This window comes from Geodermatophilus sp. SYSU D01186 (genome assembly GCF_054050215.1).
The window spans coordinates 36,762-53,887 of record NZ_JBJGYW010000025.1 but is presented as its reverse complement, the minus strand read 5'-3'; the positions used below and the strand labels follow the sequence as shown (position 1 = coordinate 53,887).

The window sequence follows — 17,126 nt, the reverse complement described above, 5'->3', positions numbered from 1 at the left end:
GGGGCATGGGGGAGCGGCCGATCCGGTCGATCGGCGTGGTGGCGCCGGGGCGGCCGGAGCTCATCGACGACGTCGAGCCCGAGCCCGGGCCGGGGCAGGCGTGGGTGCGCACCGAGTGGAGCGGGGTCAGCGCAGGCACGGAGGTGGCGCTGGTCCGCGGCACCGATCCGCAGCACCGGCTGCACTGGGACCCGGAGCTGCGCGTCTTCGACCCGGACCGGGAGCCCGCGCCGTACCCGGTGCGCTCCCTCGGCTACATGGAGGTCGGCCGGGTCACCGAGAGCCGCACCCCCGCCCTGACCGAGGGCGCCCTCGTCGCCATGGCCTACGGGCACCGCACCGGCCGCTGCGCCGACCCGGCCCGCGTGCCCGTGCTCCCGGTGCCCGACGACCTCGACCCGGTCCTCGGCGTCTACCTCGCCCAGATGGGCCCCATCTGCGTCAACGGCCTGCTGCACGCCGCCGCCGACCTGGCCGGCCCCGCCGCCGGGGTGGACGCCGGCGTGCGCGACCGCTGCGTGCTGGTCACCGGCGCCGGGGTCATCGGGCTGCTGACCGCGCTGCTGGCGGTGCGGCACGGGGCCGCGGACGTGGTCGTCGCCGAGCCGTCCGCCGCGCGCCGCGCCGTCGCCGGGACCCTGGGCCTGGCCACCCTGGACGATGCCGGCGGGACGGCCTGGCGGGCGGTGAAGCAGCGGTGGCGGCACGGTCCGGGGGACGCCGGCGCCGACGTCGTCCTGCAGTGCCGGGGCCACGACGCCGCGCTGGCCACGGCGCTCAAGGCGCTGCGCCCGCAGGGCACCGTCGTCGACCTGGGCTTCTACCAGGCCGGGGCCGAGGCGGTGCGACTCGGGGAGGAGTTCCACCACAACGGCCTGGCCGTCGTCTGCGCGCAGATCGGCCGGGTGCCCCGGGGCATGGCCGACGCCTGGCCGCGGGCCGCCCTGGCGGAGGTCACCCTCGACCTGCTGCGCGCCCGCGGCGACGACGTCCGCACGCACCTGGTCACCGACGTCCTCCCGTTCGAGGAGGGCCCGCGGCTGCTGGCCGACCTGGCCGGGCGCCGCCTGGCCGCGCCACCCCTGCAGGCGGTGCTGCGGTTCCCGCCCGGCTGAGCGTCCCGTGACGGACCCACTTGTTCCGGATTCTCCGAAGGGGGATCGTCCGTGCCAACGCCGCGGACGCCGGGGTGCCGGGCTGCGCGGCGGCTCCAGGGGAGGGGCCGTCATGGGGTGGGGCATCGCCAGCGTCGTCGGCTTCGCGCTCGCCACCGGGCTGGTGATCGTGCTGGCCCGGAGCAACACCGCCCGGTGGGAGCGGGACCGCCGTGCGGCCCGGGCCACGGTACCGCCACCGGAACCCACCTGGCCGCAGCTCGCCACGGCGCGCCTGCAGGCCGGCCTGGCGCACCGGGTCCACCTGCCGCACGTCCCGCACCCCCGGCTCCACCTGCCGCACGGGCGGATCCCGGTGCGCCTGCACCGGCCGCACCTCCCGCACGGGCGGCTCGCACTGCACCTGCCGCACCTGCCGCACGTCCCCCACCCGGTCCTCCGGGTGCCGCACCTGGCGGTCCGGCGGCCGCACCTCCCGCGCGGGCTGCACCTGCCGCACCGGCCCTCCGCGCGTGTGCGCCCGGGCCGATCGGGGAACCGGACCGGCATGTCGAAGAAGCCCAACCAGGAAGAGCAGCAGGCGGCGGCCCGCCAGGCGAAGAAGGAGGGGATGTCGCCGAGCGAGGCCGGCGCGACCACGGGAGCCTCGAAGCAGATCCGCCACGTCGAGCACGGCGAGGACCGGCACGAGCACTCCAGCGCCCAGGGCAAGAGCAAGACCTGAGCCTGGAGACGCCGGCACCAGCAGCACCCGACGAGAGGACCCCATGGCCATCGCCACCATCAACCCGGCCACCGGCGAGACGCTCAAGACCTACGAGCCGCTGACCGACGAGGCGCTGGAGGACAGGCTCGCCCGCGCCGCCGCCGCCTTCGCCGGCTACCGGCTGACCACGGCGGCGCAGCGCGCCGGCTGGCTGCGGGCCGCGGCCGACGTGCTCGAGGCCGACACCGACCAGGTCGCCGAGCTCATGACCACCGAGATGGGCAAGACGCTGGCCTCGGCGAGGGCCGAGGCCACCAAGTGCGTCTCGGCGCTGCGCTACTTCGCCGAGCGCGGCGAGGAGTTCCTGCAGCCGCGGCCGGCGGACGCGCGGAAGGTCGGGGCGGTCGAGGCCTACGTCGTCCACCAGCCGCTGGGCGTGGTGCTGGCGGTCATGCCGTGGAACTTCCCGCTGTGGCAGGCGATGCGCTTCGCCGCGCCCGCGCTCATGGCCGGCAACGTCGGCCTGCTCAAGCACGCCAGCAACGTGCCGCAGACCGCGCTGTACCTGGAGGAGCTGTTCCGCAAGGCCGGCTTCCCCGCCGACGTCTTCCAGACGCTGCTCATCGGCTCCGGCGCCGTCGAGCGGGTGCTGCGCGACGACCGGGTGGTGGCCGCGACGCTGACCGGGAGCAACGCGGCGGGCGAGGCGGTGGCGCGGGTCGCCGGGGACGTCGTGAAGAAGACGGTGCTCGAGCTCGGCGGCAGCGACCCGTTCATCGTCATGCCCTCGGCCGACCTCGACAAGGCCGCTGAGGTGGCGGTCACCGCGCGCTGCCAGAACAACGGGCAGAGCTGCATCGCGGCCAAGCGCTTCTTCGTGCACACCGACGTCGCCGAGGAGTTCACCCGCCTGTTCGCCGAGAAGCTGGCCGCCCTGACCGTGGGCGACCCCATGGACGACGGCACGAAGGTGGGCCCGCTGGCCACCGAGTCGGGGCGCGACGACGTCGAGCGCTACGTGCAGGACGCCGTCGACAAGGGCGCGACCGTGGTCACCGGCGGGAAGCGGGTGGACCGGCCGGGCTGGTTCTACGAGCCCACCCTGGTGACCGGCGTGACCCCGGAGATGGCGATGTACTCCGAGGAGGTGTTCGGCCCGGTGGCGGCGCTGTGGACCGTCGCGGACCTCGACGAGGCGCTGCGGATCGCCAACGACCACGTCTACGGCCTGGGTGCCAACCTGTGGAGCGAGGACCACGGCGAGCGGCTGCGGTTCATCCGCGACGTCCAGTCGGGCATGGCGTTCGTCAACGGCATGACCACGAGCTACCCCGAGCTGCCCTTCGGCGGGGTGAAGCAGAGCGGTTACGGCCGCGAGCTGACCGAGGTCGGCATGTACGAGTTCACCAACGCCAAGACGGTGTGGATCGGCCCGCCCAGCCGCCAGCAGGGCGAGGGGGACACGGGCGCGGCGGCCTCGGAGTGACGTCGTCCCCGGTCCCCGCGGGGGCCGGGGAACAGCGTGCCGGACGGCGCGGTTGGCGCGCGCATGACCGCTGTCGTGCTGGCCCCCGCCTACGGCGGGCCCGAGGTGCTCTCCGTCGTCGACGAGCCGGTGGGTGACCCCGGCCCGGGCGAGGCCCGGATCGAGGTCCGTGCCGCGGGGGTGAACCCGGCGGACTGGAAGAGCTACGCCGGCGCCTACGGCACCGACCCGGCGCTGTTGCCGCGGCGCCTCGGCTTCGAGGCGGCGGGGGTGGTGACCGCGGTCGGGCCGGACGCCGTCGGCCCGGCCGGCCCGGTGTCGGTGGGCGACGAGGTCATCGGCTTCCGGCTCAGCGGTGCCTACGCCGCGGAGCTGGTGACGCCCGCGGCGACGCTGGTCCCCAAGCCGGCGTCGCTGGGCTGGGAGCAGGCCGGTGGCCTGATGCTCGCCGGGGCCACGGCGGTGCACGCGCTCACCGCCACCGGGGTGGGCGCCGGCGACACCGTGCTGGTGCACGGCGCGGCCGGGGGCGTCGGCCTCATGGCCATCCAGCTCGCCGCCCTGCGCGGGGCGCGCGTCATCGGCACGGTCGGAGCTGACAGCGGCGACAGCGGCGACAGCGGTGACCTGGTGCGCCGGTTCGGCGCGGAGCCGGTGCGCTACGGGGAGGGGCTGGCCGGCCGCGTCCGGGCCCTGGCCCCGGACGGCGTGACCGCGGCCGTGGACGCCGTGGGCACCGACGAGGCCGTGGACGTCTCCCTGGAGCTGGTGCCCGACCGGGGGCGCATCGCCTCCATCGCCGCGTTCGCCCGGGGCGCGGCGGAGGGGATCCGGCTGCTCGGCGGGGGCCCCGGGGCCGACCCGGGCACCGAGCTGCGCGCCGCCGCCCGCACCGAGCTGGCCGAGCTGGCCGGCGCGGGCCGCCTCCAGGTGGTGGTGGCCGGCACCCACCCGCTGGCGGAGGTCGCGGCGGCCCACCGCGAGGGCATGGCCGGGCACACCCACGGGAAGCTGGTGCTCATCCCCTGACACGCAGCCAGTCGAGGATGCGCTGCGCCGTCCCGGCGGCGTCCTCCAGGTGCGGCAGGTGGCCGACGCCGGGCAGCACCTCCAGGCGCCAGTCCGGCCGGGTGGCGGCCAGGGCGCGGGCGGCGGCGACCGGTGCCAGGGGGTCGTCCTCGCCCTGCAGGTAGAGCGTGGGGGCGGGCACGCGGGCGACGGTCGCGCGGAACCGCCGGGGGCGCATGAGCAGGGCCATCGTGTCGGTGATCCCGCGCCACTGGACCGCCTGCGCGGCCGCGGCGTCCGGCCGGGCGGCCCGCTCCCGGGTCTCGGCCACCACGGCCGGTGCCAGGTCGGCCGGGAGGCGATCTGCGTGCGTCGTGGCCTGGCGCACCTGCTGGGCGACCACCTCCTCCGGGGTCATCCGGCGCAGCCGGGCGGCGACGGCGCGCTCGACCGGCGGCAGGCGGAGGAACGCCCGGCGGGCGGCCAGCACGGGGTCCAGTGGCAGCCGGGTCGGGCGGGGGACCGGTGGCCCGATCAGCACCAGCCGGTCCACCGTCTCCGGCGCCCCTGCCGCGTGCAGCAGCGCCAGGACGCCGCCCATCGACTGGGCCACCAGGACGACCGGCTCGCCGACCACCCGCTCGACGACCCGGCCGATCAGCCGCCGGTTGCCGGCCGCGGTGCCGGCCGCCGAGCGGCCGTGCCCCAGCAGGTCGACGGCGAGGACCCGGCGGTCCCGGGCCAGCAGCGGGCCGAGCAGGCCGAACCCCAGCGCGGAGGAGCCGAGGCCGTGCACGCACAGCACGGGAGGGGCCCCGGCCGGCCCCGCGAGCTCGAGCAGGTGCACGCGGTCCCCGGCGAGCTCGACGGAGATCGACCGGGTCCCCGCGGGCCAGGGTGCGGGGTGCGGGTCCACGGCCCTCCCTCCGCCCGGCCCACCGCAGGATCCCGCCGCGAGCGAGCGGTGGGGGGCGGGGGGCCTCTCTCAGACCTCCACGACGTCGAACGTGCGCGAGGGTGTCACGTACTCCTCCTGCGCGGCGACCAGCAGGATCTCCCGCGACCCGGCGTCCTCGGTGCGCTTGAGCAGCCCGTACACCGACGCCGCAGCCCGGCCCAGCGCCTGCCCGGCGTCCCGGGTGTCGAGCCAGTGCGCGAGGAACAGCGCCGCGATCGCGTCACCGGCACCGTTGACCGCGACGTCCAGCCGCGGGGTGCGCACCCGGAAGTGCCGGCCCCCCTCTGAGGCCAGCAGGTCGACGGCGTCGTCCGGGGTGTCGTCGGTGACCAGGGACGTCGTCAGCACCACCCGGGGCCCCAGCGCCTGGACGGCGGCCACCGCCTCGGTCACGTCCGCGAGGGTGCGGGTGGTGCGGCCGGAGAGCGCGTCGAGCTCGTAGTGGTTGGGCGTCACGACGTCGGCCGCGGGGACGGCGACCTCGCGCATGAACTCCGGGATGCCGGGGCGGACGAACACGCCGCGGCCGACGTCCCCGATGACCGGGTCGCAGCAGTAGACCGCCGCCGGGTTGGCGTCGCGGACCCGCTGCACGGTCTGGACGACGGCGTGGCCGATGTCGGCCGAGCCGAGGTAGCCGGAGAGGACGGCGTCGCAGCTGCCGAGCACGCCGCGCTCGCTGATGCCCTGCACGACCTCCTCGATCGCCGGGCCGTCGAAGACCCGGCCCCGCCACTCGCCGTAGCCGGTGTGGTTGGAGAACTGCACCGTGTGCACCGGCCACACCTCGATGCCGAGGCGCTGCAGGGGGAACACGGCCGAGGCGTTGCCCACGTGCCCGTAGGCGACGTGCGACTGGATGGAGAGGACGGCGACCATGGGCAGAACCGTCGCACAGGCACCCGCCGCCGACGACGGCCGAGGTGTCCGCCCTCCTGCGGGCCCCCGGCAGGTGGGACGGGCAGGATGGCGGCATGGCCCACCCACCCCTCCGCTCCTCCGGTGTCGTCGGCGTCGCCGGCCGGATCGACGAGCCGGTCGACGTCCGCACCGGCGACCTGCGCCTGGCCGGCCGGCCGCTGCCGGTGACCAGCCCGGCGCGGGTCTACGTCTGCGGCATCACCCCCTACGACGTGACCCACCTCGGGCACGCGGCGACGTTCGTGTGGGCCGACGTGCTCGGTGCGGTGCTCCGGATGGCCGGCGCCGACGTGGTGGCCAGCCGCAACGTGACCGACGTCGACGACGTGCTGACCCGTGCCGCCGACGCCCGCGGCCGGCACTACGACGAGTTCGCGCTCAGCCAGGAGTTCGCGTTCGAGCAGGACATGCGCGCCCTCGGCGTCCGGCCGCCGACGTACGCGCCGCGCGCCCGGCACCACATCCCGCACGTGCAGCAGCTGGCCGCGGCGCTGCTGCGCACCGACCGCGCCTACGTCCGCGAGGGGCACGTCTACTTCCGCGCCGGGGACGTCGCCACGCGCTCCGGGCTGGACCCCGCGCGCGCCCGCGAGCTGGCCGCCGAGTTCGGCGACACCCCCGACGACCCGCTGCGCGAGGACCCGCTGGACGTGCCGGTGTGGCGGCCCTCCGGGGACCGCGACCCGGCCTGGCCGAGCCCGTGGGGCTGGGGGCGGCCGGGCTGGCACGCGGAGTGCGCGGCCATGGCGACGGCGACCCTCGGCCACGGCGTCGACGTCCTCGTGGGCGGGGCGGACCTCGCCTTCCCGCACCACGCGCACCAGACGGCGATGGCGGAGGCCGCCTCCGGCGTCGGGCCGTTCGCGCGGGCGCAGGTGCACGTCGGGGCGGTGTCGCAGGACGGCGCCAAGATGGCCAAGTCGACCGGGAACCTCACGCTCGTCGCCGACCTGCTGCGGGTCACCACGGGCCCGGCGCTGCGCCTGCTGGTGCTCGACCGGCCGTGGTCGCAGCCGTGGGAGTACCGCCCGTCGCTGCTGGAGGGGGCGCAGGCGCGGCTCGACGAGCTGTTCTCCGCCGCGGGCCGGCCGTCGTCGTCGTCCGCGGCCGGGCGCGAGGTCACCGACCGGCTGCTCGACGACGTCGACGTGCCGGGCGCCCTGGACGTCGCCGTCGCCGACGGCGGGGACGCCGCGCGGCTGCTGATCCGGGTGCTCGGGCTCGGCTGACGGGCAGTGGTCTGGCCCGGAGGGCGGGCTCCTGCCAGGCTGGGCCGGCCCGTCGCCCCGCCGACCGGAGGTCGTCCATGGACAGGCTGCGTCCCGCCGATGCGCCCGAGCCCGCGCCGCGCCGCGGTGAGGTGGTCGGGTTCGGCCCGCCCGTGGAGCGGGGCGGCGTCACCGTCATCACCGCGACGGCGTCCCGCGCGCACACCGCGACCCGCCGCGACGGCCGGTCGGCCGACGCCGGCCTCGACGCCGAGATGGCGGGGGCGCGGCCGCTGGGTGCCTTCGTCGTCCGCGACGGGCGGGTGCGCTGGCGGCCGGCCGTGGACGTCACCCGGCTGCTCACCACCGCCGAGGTGGTGGTCGGCGGCGTGCTCGTGGCCCGGCAGCTGGCGCGCCGGCCGAGTGCCGCGAAGGCGCGGGTCTCGATGGGCCCCGGCGGCTGGGTGAGCATGAAGGGCGGCGTGATGGCGGTGCGTCCCGCCGAGCACGCCTGGCGCCGCCGGCGCCCGCTGCCGCCGCGGGTGCGCCGCCCGTGGTGGGCGCGGCTGCTGGCCGCGGTGACCCTGGAGTCGCTGGTCGACCGCTGAGGCGCCGGCCCGTCGCTGGCGGCCCGCCATCCGATCGACAGCAGGGGAGGACGGGGCGGGACGCGGGTCAGCGCGTGGGCAGGGAGAGGTCCACGAGGGACGTTCGACTCTGCGCCCGGAGGCCGATCGGCGCCCTAGCCTGTGCCGGAGCGGTCCCACGGGGGCCAGGGCGTGGAACGGACGGTGGCCCGGTGGACGACGACGATCGGCAGCGGCGCCGGATCCGGGTCTTCCTGCTCGACGACCACGAGGTGGTCCGGCGCGGGGTGGCCGACGTCCTGGAGAGCGACCCGGACATCACCGTCGTCGGCGAGGCGAAGAACGCTACGGAGGCGCTGGCGCGGGTGCCCGCACTCCGCCCGGACGTCGCCGTCCTCGACGTCCGGCTGCCCGACGGGGACGGCGTCTCGGTCTGCCGGGAGCTGCGGTCGAGGATGCCCGAGCTCCGGGTGGTGATGCTGACCAGCTACAGCGACGACGAGGCGCTCTTCGAGGCGATCATGGCCGGGGCATCGGGCTACCTGCTCAAGCAGATCCTCGGGCAGGACCTGGTCGCCGGCATCCGCGCCGTCGCCGAGGGCGGCTCGCTGCTCGACCCCACCGCGACCACGGCGGTGCTGGAGCGGCTGCGCCGGGTGGCCGAGCCGGCCGGTCCGCTGGCCAAGCTCAGCGACCAGGAGCGCACGGTCCTGGAGCTGATCGGCGAGGGGCTGACCAACCGGCAGATCGGCGAGCGCATGTTCCTCGCCGAGAAGACGGTGAAGAACTACGTCTCCCACCTGCTGGCCAAGCTGGGGCTGGAGCGCCGCACGCAGGCCGCCGTCCTCGCGACCGAGCTGCGCGGCACCGGCAGCAGCAGCGGGGCGGCCCGCCCCGTCTGAGCCGCGCGGGCGCGGGTGCCGGCGGGTCAGCGCAGCGGCGCCCACCAGCGCAGCCGGGTCCCACCCTCGGGCAGCGGCTCGACGGTGGCCGCACCACCGCGGCGGCGCGCCCGGTCCTCCAGGTTGCGCAGCCCGCTGCGCGCGGCCCGGGGGTCGATGCCGCGGCCGTCGTCGACGACCTCCAGCACGACCTCCTCGGCCACGTCGAGGGTGACGGTGACGTGGTCGGCGCCGGAGTGCCGCGCGGCGTTGCTGACCGCCTCTCGGGTGACGGCCTCCAGGTCGGCGGCGAGCTCGCCGGCCACCAGGCTGTCGACGGCGCCGGACATCCGGACGGTGGGGTGCAGGTGGCGGCCCGCGGTCTCGGTGACGATGTCGAGCAGCCGCCGGCGCACGCTGACCGGCTGGTCGCCGTCGCTGGTGGTGTGCAGGTCGAAGATCGTGGTGCGGATGTCGCGGACGGTCTCGTCCAGCTGGTGCACGACCTGCCGGATCCGCCGCTGGGTCTCGGGGTCGGAGACGCGGGGGAGCACCGACTGCAGGCTCAGGCCGGCGGCGAACACCCGCTGGATGACGTGGTCGTGCAGGTCCTGCGCGATGCGGTCGCGGTCGGCGTAGACGTCGAGCTGGCGGGCCAGCCGCTGGCGGGCGGCCATGTCGAGCGCGACCGCGGTCTGCTCGGCGAACGTGCGCACGAGCGGTTCGAGGGCGGCGGGGAACCGCGGGGCGCCGGCCCGGCGGGCGGCGATGAGGACGGCGTCCTCGGCGGCGCCGACCCGCAGCCGGACGCCGGTGCACGGACCCCAGGCGACCTGCGGGTGCGGCCCCTCCCAGTCCAGCCCGCTGCTGTCCACGCTGACGCTGAGGACGGCGTCGGGCCCGGTCAGGGCGTCGAGCACGGGGTTGGACCCGGGGCCGAGGCGGACGCCGGTGGCCGGCTCCAGCCCGTCGCCGCACTGCGCGCGGATCACGTAGCAGCTGTCACCGGGGTCGGGGCCGATGAGCAGCCACGTGGCGTCGGCGCCGGTCAGCTCGGTCACCCGCTCGGCGACCAGGGCCAGCGCGTCCTCGGCGGAACCGGTGCCGAGCAGGCAGGCGCGGACGTCGGACACCGCGGCGGTCCACTTCCGGCGGGACTCGCCCTCCTCGTACAGGCGGGCGTTGTCGATCGCGATGCCGGCCGCGCCGGCCAGCGCGGTCAGCGCCGCCTCGTCCTCGGCGGTGAACTCGCCGTGGCGCTTCTCGGTGAGGTAGAGGTTGCCGAAGACCTCGCCGCGCACGAGCACCGGCACCCCGAGGAAGGAGTGCATCTCTGGGTGGTGCGGTGGGAAGCCCACCGACGCGGGGTGCCGGCTCAGCTCGGGGATGCGCAGCGCGCGGGGCTCGGTGATGAGCTGCCCGAGCACGCCCTTGCCCTGGGGCAGGGAGCCCATCCGCGCCGCGAGCTCGTCGTCGATGCCGACGTGGACGAACGCGGCGAGGCCACCGGCGGAGGACAGGACGCCGAGCGCCCCGTAGCGGGCGTCGACCAGGTCGACGGCGGCCTCCACGATGCGCTTCAGGGTCGACTCGAGGGCCAGACCGGTGGAGACGCTGAGGAAGGCGTCGAGCAGGTGCTGCACCCGGGTCTGGGTGCGCGCCACCGCGGCCAGACGGTCCTGCACCTCCTCCAGCAGTTCCGTCAGCCGCATCCCGGCCAGCGGCGACGCCTGGATGGCCGGTGCGGCGTCCGCACCTGGCTCAGGCGGCATGAGCGGCCCCATTCCCTCGGCAGTTCCGAGACTGCCACGGCCGCTCGGTCAGGGGAAGGCGCTGCGGCGCCTCTCGACGGACGCGGGCCGTCCGTTCCCCGCCGGCGCCGGCACGGGGACGTCGCGGTCCGGGCCGGCGCGCCAGCCGGCGACCAGGCCGATGCCGATGCTGATGTAGCAGCGGTCCGGCCACCGCGCGGAGTGCGGCCAGGGCAGCTCGTCCAGGGCGGCGATCTCCGCGGGGTCGGTGACCGACCGGGAGGGGCCGACGACGGTCACCGTCCACCCGGTGCAGGTGTCGGGGTCCAGGGAGTCGACCTGGAAGGCCACGACGGCTCCGCTGGTGCCCGGGACCAGGGAGCTGCACGACCGCGAGGGGATGACCACCTGGTCGGCGTGCACGCAGAACGACACCGGGGCGATCGCCGGGAGCGCGTCCCTGGTGTAGCCGAGCCGGCCGATGCGGGCGGTCCTCAGCAGGGACCGGCAGTCGGGGTCGTCGAGGTCCTCGACCACGTGGTCCAGGGCGGGGGTCGGCACGGAGGCCTCCTGCTCGGGGCGCGTGGGGCGCGCGGTCGATCCCGCCGATGGTTCGAGGGACCTGGTCCGACTCTGCGTGCCGCGGGCCGCCGGGCAGAGGGACCTACGTCCTGACCCGGACGGCCAGTCGTCCCCGGCCACCCGTGCGCATCGGCCCAGGCCCGGGCCCCGGCCGGCCACCAGCGGGCTCACCCGCGCTGGCCGGCGAGCTCCGCGGCGACCTCCTCCGCCCACCGCCGCACCAGGGCCCAGTCGCGGAAGTCGCCGACGGGGGCGCGCATCGCCGTGGCCATCGCCCGCTCCCCGAAGCTCAGCAGCGACAGGTCCAGCCGGCCGGGGAAGACCCGGTGGCCGCGGGCGCCGACCAGCGCCGAGGTCGGTGCGACGTCGTGCGGCTCGTCCGGCGGGAAGGGCGCCGGCCCGATCGGGCCGCTGGAGAACAGCCACACCGCGCGCTCGCGCAGCGCGCCGGTGTGCGCGGCCGCGTACTCCCGCGCCGGCTCCAGCCAGCGTCCGGCGTAGACCGCGCTCCCCAGCACGACCGCGTCGAACGGCCCCGGGTCGGGCCGGGACTCCACGGGCGCGAGGACGGCGGACAGCCCGGCGGCCTCGCCGGCCGGCGTCCCGGGCAGGTCGCGGGCCAGGGCGGCGGCGATCTCCTGGGTCGCCCCGTGCCGGGTGGCGACCGTGACCAGCACCCGCGGACCGGCGGTCACCGGGTCCCGCCGGTCATCGGCCCGCGCCGGTCACGGGGACGACGGCCACCGGGCAGCGCGCCCGGTGCAGCACGGCGTGCGTGGTGGAGCCCAGCCGCGCCAGGCGCCGGCGGCGGTGGCCGACGACGAGCAGCTGCGCGGTGAGGCCAGCGGCGACCAGCGCGGCCGCGGTCCTGTCGCGGACGACGACCTCCCGCACGTCGACGCCGGGTGCCCGCTCCCGCCACCCGGCGAGCGCCTCGGCCAGCAGTCGTTGCTCGTCCGCGGCCACCCCCGCCCAGTCGACCAGGGGGCCCAGCGTCTGCAGCGAGGGCTCCTGGGCGACGTCCCTCCAGGCGTGCACGGCGACCAGGTCGGTGTCCCGGGCGGCGGCCTCGGCGAAGGCCAGGGCGAGGACGGCCTCGTCCCCGGGCCGGCCCTCCACGCCGGCGACGACCGAGCGTCGTCCGGTCACGAACGCGTCGGTCTCGTCCGGCAGCACGACGACCGGGCAGGGGGCCTCCAGCGCCAGGGCGGTGGCGGTGGAGCCCAGCAGCAGGCCGGCCACGCCGCCGGTGCCGCGGGCGCCGACGACGACCAGTTGCGCGCCGGCCCCGGCCGCCCGGAGCGCCTCGACCGGGTCGCGATCGTCCACCGCCCAGCGCACCCGGCCGGCGCCGAGCGTGGCTGCCGCCGCGTCGGCCGCCGCACGCAGCGCGGACTCGGCGGCGGTCCGCAGGAGGCGGGGCAGGTCGGTGTCGCCGACGGTGGGGACGGGCAGGGCCGTCGTGGGCCAGGACGCGGCGGTCACCAGCAGCAGCGGTGCGTCGCGCAGCCGGGCCGCCTCGACCCCGAACGGCACGGCGCGGGCCGCGGCCTCCGAGCCGTCGACGCCCACGACGACCGGTGCCGCGCCGGGCGCGGTCACGCGACGCTCCCCGGGCGGACGGCCGCTGACGTCGTGTCGACAGGTGCGGGCACGGGACCTCCTCGCCGCGGGTCCCCGACGCTAGGGGCGCGCCGGCGCCGGGCCAAGGGCCGGCCGGGTGGTGGGCGGCGCGACCAACGTCCTGGCCGGCCGGGACGCTCGGCCTCCTGACACCGCCCGCCGACCGCGGCCAGGGTGGACGCCGCCCGGGGGAAGGGAGCCGCCATGGACACCGCCGCGGACCGCCGGGTGGTCGTCGGCGTGGACGGCTCGCCGGGCGCGCGCGGCGCGCTGGCCTGGGCGGTGGCCGCCGCCGGGCGCACCGGGGCGCGCCTGGAGGTGCTGAGCGCCTTCGCCATGGACCTCTCCTGGGCCGATCCGCAGCTGGCCGCGCCCGGCCGGGTCGACGCCGTCCGCACCGACACCGCCGAGCGGGCGCGGGCGCTGGTCGCCGAGGTCCGGCAGGAGGTGGCCGGCGGCGCCGACGTCCCGGTCGAGGTGGGCGTGGTCGCCGGGGCCGCCGCCGCGCACCTGGTCGCGCGGTCGGCGGGGGCCGAGCTGCTGGTGGTCGGCAGCCGGGGCCGGGGCGTGGCGGCCAGCACCCTGCTCGGCTCGGTGGCGCTGCACTGCACCGCGCACGCCCGCTGCGCGGTGGTCGTCGTCCACCCGGTGCCCGCGCCGCCGCAGCCGCGCGTCGTCGCCGGGCTGGACGACACGCCGGCCGCGCACCGGGCGCTGGCCCGCGCCGCCGAGGAGGCGGCGCGGCTGGGCGCGCGTCTGGAGGTCGTCGCGGTCCGCCGGGGGCCGGAGACCTGGGGCGACCCGCCCCCGGCGCCCCCCGCACCGGCCGGGACGCGGGTGCGGGAGGTGGTGGAGCACGTCCTCGGTGGGTGGGCGGAGCTCACCGGAGCGGAGGTCGTCGTCGACGTCGAGGAGGGCGCCCCCGCGGACGTGCTGGTCCGCCGGGCCGAAGGGGCCGCGCTGCTGGTGGTGGGCAGCCGCAGCCGCAGCCGGCTGCCCGGGCTGGTGCTCGGCTCGGTGGCGCTGCGCTGCGTGGTGCACGGGCGCGGGCCGGTCATGGTGGTGCACCCGCAGGAGCCCGCCGCGGGGCGGGCCTGACCGGCACCCCGAGCAGCAGGTCGAGCGCGCCCCCGATCGCCACGCCGAGGGCGGCGCCGCCGACGACGTCCAGCGGCGCGTGCGCGCCGAGGTACACGCGGGCCAGGCACACCAGCACGGCGAGGACGACGAGCAGCGCCCGCCACCGCCGCCGCAGGTACGGGGCGAGCAGGACGACCGTGCCCGCGGCGACCACGGCGTGCCCGGAGGGGTAGGCGACCCCCGCGGACGGCACGTCGCGCAGCACCGCGCCCGGGATGACCGACCCCGGGCGCTCCCGCTGCACCAGCCCCTTCACCAGCTCGCCGTGCACCAGCAGCTTGAGCGGGACCAGCAGGACCAGTCCCAGCGCCAGGCGCCACCGCCGCAGCGCCAGCGCCGGGACGGCGACCAGCAGCGGCAGCCCGAGGACGCCGAGCAGCTGCACCGCCCACAGCGGCCGCTCCCAGGCGTCGGGGAGGCCGTTGACCCAGGTGAACACCGCCCGCTCCGCCGGCCCGACCCCGCCGGAGGCGACCGCCCACGAGCACAGCGCCGCGACACCGGCGCCGCACAGCGCGAGCGCGGCGTCGACCGGCCGGCGGCGGTACCCGGTGACGGGCCGGGGGCCGCCCGGCCGCGGGCCGCCGGTGGTCACGCGCCGAAGCGGTGCTCGAGGCGCGCGGTCAGCAGCCCGCCGACCAGGGCCGGCAGCCAGAACGTGAGCACGCGGAACGCGAGGGCCGCCGCGCACGCGCTGGCCAGGGGCGCGCCGAGGGCGGTGAGGGCCAGCAGCAGGGCGACCTCCGCGGCACCCGGCGCGCCGGCCACCGGCAGCACCGACCACAGCAGGTGCAGGGCGGCGTAGACGCTGGCGGTGGCCAGCAGCGGCACCGAGCCCCCGGCGGCGTGCATCGTGGCGGCCAGCGCCCCGGCCTCCAGGAGGACCCCGGCCGTGGACCAGCCGAACTGCGCACCCCGCCGCCACTGGACGCCGACCGGCACCCGGGCCAGCGTCGCCAGCAGGGCGGCCAGCCGCCGCGGGCGGGGACTGGGGTCGTTCCGCCGGGCCAGCCACTGGCCGGTGAGCACGAGGGCCCACGCGGCGAGGCCGAGCGCGACGGCCGGCACGAGGGCCTCGGGGGCGTCCCAGTCGCCGAGCCGGCCCTCCGCCGCGGCCATGACCAGCATCCCGCCGGCGACGACGACCGCGGCGACGACCGCCCCGAGGACGTACCGGTCGGTCGAGCGCCGGGCGTCGGCGGGCAGCACGCCCGCGCGCTCGAGGAACCGGGCCGCGGACCGGCGCGAGCCCTCGCCGCCGTGCAGCAGCGACGCGGACTCCGCGACGAGCGAGGCGGCGTAGGTCCGCCCGAGCGCCAGCCGCCGCTCGACGGTCAGCAGGGCCGCCGCCGCGTTCGCCGCGCGGGCGAGCACCGCCAGCGCGAGCGCGGCGCCCAGCCAGCGCCAGCCGCCGTCCTCCAGCACGTCGAGGAACTCCGTGGCGCCGGCCAGCAGCGGGACGCCGACGAGCACCAGCGCGGCGCCCGCGGCCACGGCGAGGCGGGCCGCGGTGCCGGGCGGGCCGAACTCCGGCCGGTCGGGGTCGGGCAGGCCCAGCCGCTCCCGGAGCGCGCGGCGCAGCGCCTCCAGCCGAGGACGGTCCTCCCGCAGCGCGGCGCGGGTGGCCGACGTGAGGCTCAGCGGCGTCAGCTCCGGCAGGGCCGCGGCCACGACGTCCGGACCCAGCACGTCGACCGCGCAGCCGACGACCGGCGCGGGGTCGGTGCGCAGCGCGAGGGAGGCCAGCAGCTCGGCGACGTCCGCGGCCATCGCGTCGTCCGAGGCGCCGGTCAGCGCGTTGCCGAAGTCGACCACCCACGGCCGGCCGCCGGGGTCGACCAGCACGCTGGCGGTGCCCAGGTCGTGGTGGGCGACCCGGGCCGCCCGCAGCAGCGCCACCTGCCGCCACACGTCGGTCAGCAGCTCCGGGGTCAGCTCCTCGGCGGCCAGCCGGTCGAGCCCCCGGCCGGTCAGGTGCTCCTGGACGACGAGGGCACCGCGGTCCTTGCCGCGGGCCAGCAGCACCCGCGGCACGTGCACCCCGCGCTCCCGGGCGATCATCGCCGCGACCGCCTCGTGCTCTGCCTGCTGGCCCAGCGGCGCGACGGCGTCGGCGTCCTTGACGTCGCGGACGGCCAGCAGCCGCCACAGGCGGTAGAGCCAGTCGCGCTCGCGGCGGTCGGGCTCCAGCCACTTCACGTACAGCCGGCGGCCGCGCTCGTCGACGGCCTCGAACGGGACCGAGCTGCGCGCCTGCACGTCGGCCGGCCGCACGTCCCGCACCGGCAGGCCGTAGTGCCGCAGCCACCGCTCGACGCGGTCGGGCGGCACCTCCAGCCGCGGGACGCCGAGCACCCAGTGCACCAGCGAGCCGATCGCCCAGCCGACGCCGAGCCCGCCCAGGATGTCCAGGGGCAGGTGGGCGCCGACGTAGACGCGGGCCAGGGCGACGCACCAGGCCAGTGCCCAGGCCGCGCGCCGGGCCCGGCGCGGCACGTAGGGGACGACGGCGGTGGCGAGGGCCGCGGCGACCGCCGAGTGGCCGGAGACGAAACCCAGCCCGCCGACCGGGCCCTCCGGGAAGTGGGCGTCGAGGGGGAACCCGCTCGGGCGCTCCCGCTGCACCACGCTCTTCACCAGGTCGGCGGCGAGGTAGGCCAGGACACCGGAGATCAGCATGTCCCGGGCCATCCGCACCCTGCGGGTCAGCGCGGCGATCGCGGCGAGCACCGGCACCGCCACGACGTTGCCGAGCTGCATGACCGCCCACACGACCGGGAAGATCTCGGGGGGCAGGTCGTTGACGACCTGGAACAGGTTGCGCTCGAACACCGGCAGCCGGCCGCGCTGGGCGATGAGCAGGCCCAGGCCCAGCACGGCGAACCCGAGCACGACGCGCACCAGGTCGCCGGAGTGCCGCTGGACCGGGCGGCGGGCGGTGCGCGGCGGCCGCACCGCCGCCGCGCCCGGCGGCGCGACGCGGGAGGTCATGGCCCGGCCCGGACCCCGGCGCCCCCCTGCCGCGGGACGGGCGCCGCCGACCGGCGTCGTGCCATGCCGATCCCTCCTCGACCGCGCCGTCCCCGACCGCCGGCTGCCAGCATGCCCGGCCGCGGGGGGCCGTGGGGAGGGTGCCGGCGGGCCGCGCGGGCAGCAGGGA

Annotated in this window: 16 protein-coding genes; 8 read left to right on the top strand and 8 right to left on the bottom strand. The window is 77.8% G+C overall.

Going from position 1 to position 17,126, the window contains the following annotated elements; genetic code table 11:
- Nucleotides 1-5: 5 nt before the first annotated feature.
- The 4 genes from ACI784_RS17850 (at nt 6) to ACI784_RS17835 (ending at nt 4,336) form a co-directional block, all read left to right on the top strand.
- Nucleotides 6-1,115, top strand: a complete 1,110-nt coding sequence (locus ACI784_RS17850; RefSeq protein ID WP_456925128.1) for a zinc-binding dehydrogenase — start codon at nt 6-8, stop codon at nt 1,113-1,115.
- Nucleotides 1,116-1,227: 112 nt separating this feature from the next.
- On the top strand, nt 1,228-1,839 hold the full coding sequence (locus tag ACI784_RS17845) for a hypothetical protein (protein ID WP_456925127.1): 612 nt from the start codon (nt 1,228-1,230) through the stop codon (nt 1,837-1,839).
- Nucleotides 1,840-1,882: 43 nt separating this feature from the next.
- Nucleotides 1,883-3,307, top strand: a complete 1,425-nt coding sequence (locus ACI784_RS17840) for an NADP-dependent succinic semialdehyde dehydrogenase (protein WP_457014374.1) — start codon at nt 1,883-1,885, stop codon at nt 3,305-3,307.
- A 63-nt stretch (nt 3,308-3,370) separates the two neighbouring features.
- Nucleotides 3,371-4,336: a quinone oxidoreductase family protein gene (locus ACI784_RS17835; protein ID WP_457014373.1), complete on the top strand. Its 966-nt coding sequence runs from the start codon at nt 3,371-3,373 to the stop codon at nt 4,334-4,336.
- On the opposite strand, the gene ACI784_RS17830 is transcribed toward ACI784_RS17835, so the two are convergent.
- Nucleotides 4,326-5,231 carry an alpha/beta fold hydrolase gene (locus ACI784_RS17830; protein WP_457014372.1) on the bottom strand — a complete coding sequence of 302 codons (906 nt, stop codon included), beginning with the start codon at nt 5,229-5,231 and terminating at the stop codon, nt 4,326-4,328. The genes ACI784_RS17835 and ACI784_RS17830 overlap by 11 nt on opposite strands.
- Before the next feature lie 69 nt (nt 5,232-5,300).
- Nucleotides 5,301-6,152 (bottom strand): pyridoxal kinase PdxY, encoded by an 852-nt coding sequence (gene pdxY, locus ACI784_RS17825; RefSeq protein WP_456925123.1) that lies wholly within the window; start codon nt 6,150-6,152, stop codon nt 5,301-5,303.
- Between the two features lie 95 nt (nt 6,153-6,247).
- Here pdxY and ACI784_RS17820 point away from each other — a divergent pair, with 95 nt between their 5' ends.
- The 3 genes from ACI784_RS17820 to ACI784_RS17810 all read left to right on the top strand — a co-directional run bounded on the left by ACI784_RS17820 (nt 6,248) and on the right by ACI784_RS17810 (nt 8,891).
- Nucleotides 6,248-7,423: a cysteine--tRNA ligase gene (locus ACI784_RS17820; RefSeq protein WP_457014371.1), complete on the top strand. Its 1,176-nt coding sequence runs from the start codon at nt 6,248-6,250 to the stop codon at nt 7,421-7,423.
- A 77-nt stretch (nt 7,424-7,500) separates the two neighbouring features.
- Entirely contained in the window at nt 7,501-8,010 is a 510-nt protein-coding gene (locus ACI784_RS17815) for a hypothetical protein (RefSeq protein ID WP_457014370.1), read from the top strand.
- A gap of 191 nt (nt 8,011-8,201) precedes the next feature.
- Entirely contained in the window at nt 8,202-8,891 is a 690-nt protein-coding gene (locus tag ACI784_RS17810; protein WP_456925120.1) for a response regulator, read from the top strand.
- Nucleotides 8,892-8,917: 26 nt separating this feature from the next.
- Here the strand turns inward: ACI784_RS17810 and ACI784_RS17805 are convergent, their stop codons facing one another.
- The 4 genes from ACI784_RS17805 to ACI784_RS17790 all read right to left on the bottom strand — a co-directional run bounded on the left by ACI784_RS17805 (nt 8,918) and on the right by ACI784_RS17790 (nt 12,805).
- Nucleotides 8,918-10,642, bottom strand: coding sequence for a GAF domain-containing protein (locus tag ACI784_RS17805; RefSeq protein ID WP_456925119.1), 1,725 nt, complete (start codon nt 10,640-10,642; stop codon nt 8,918-8,920).
- Between the two features lie 48 nt (nt 10,643-10,690).
- Nucleotides 10,691-11,182: a pyridoxamine 5'-phosphate oxidase family protein gene (locus ACI784_RS17800; RefSeq protein WP_457014369.1), complete on the bottom strand. Its 492-nt coding sequence runs from the start codon at nt 11,180-11,182 to the stop codon at nt 10,691-10,693.
- 188 nt (nt 11,183-11,370) lie between these two features.
- Nucleotides 11,371-11,898: a flavodoxin domain-containing protein gene (locus ACI784_RS17795; RefSeq protein WP_457014368.1), complete on the bottom strand. Its 528-nt coding sequence runs from the start codon at nt 11,896-11,898 to the stop codon at nt 11,371-11,373.
- A gap of 13 nt (nt 11,899-11,911) precedes the next feature.
- Nucleotides 11,912-12,805 (bottom strand): universal stress protein, encoded by an 894-nt coding sequence (locus tag ACI784_RS17790; RefSeq protein WP_457014367.1) that lies wholly within the window; start codon nt 12,803-12,805, stop codon nt 11,912-11,914.
- Nucleotides 12,806-13,030: 225 nt separating this feature from the next.
- Here ACI784_RS17790 and ACI784_RS17785 point away from each other — a divergent pair, with 225 nt between their 5' ends.
- The gene (locus ACI784_RS17785) at nt 13,031-13,924 is read left to right on the top strand and encodes a universal stress protein (RefSeq protein WP_457014366.1); all 894 of its coding nucleotides are present in this window, start codon (nt 13,031-13,033) and stop codon (nt 13,922-13,924) included.
- Here ACI784_RS17785 and ACI784_RS17780 read toward each other — a convergent pair.
- Both ACI784_RS17780 and ACI784_RS17775 read right to left on the bottom strand, forming a co-directional pair.
- Entirely contained in the window at nt 13,881-14,561 is a 681-nt protein-coding gene (locus ACI784_RS17780; RefSeq protein ID WP_457014365.1) for a phosphatase PAP2 family protein, read from the bottom strand. The two genes, ACI784_RS17785 and ACI784_RS17780, sit on opposite strands and share 44 nt — an antisense overlap.
- Nucleotides 14,558-16,957, bottom strand: coding sequence for a phosphatase PAP2 family protein (locus ACI784_RS17775; RefSeq protein ID WP_457014364.1), 2,400 nt, complete (start codon nt 16,955-16,957; stop codon nt 14,558-14,560). Before ACI784_RS17775 ends, ACI784_RS17780 begins: the two co-directional genes overlap by 4 nt.
- Between the last annotated feature and the right edge of the window lie 169 nt (nt 16,958-17,126).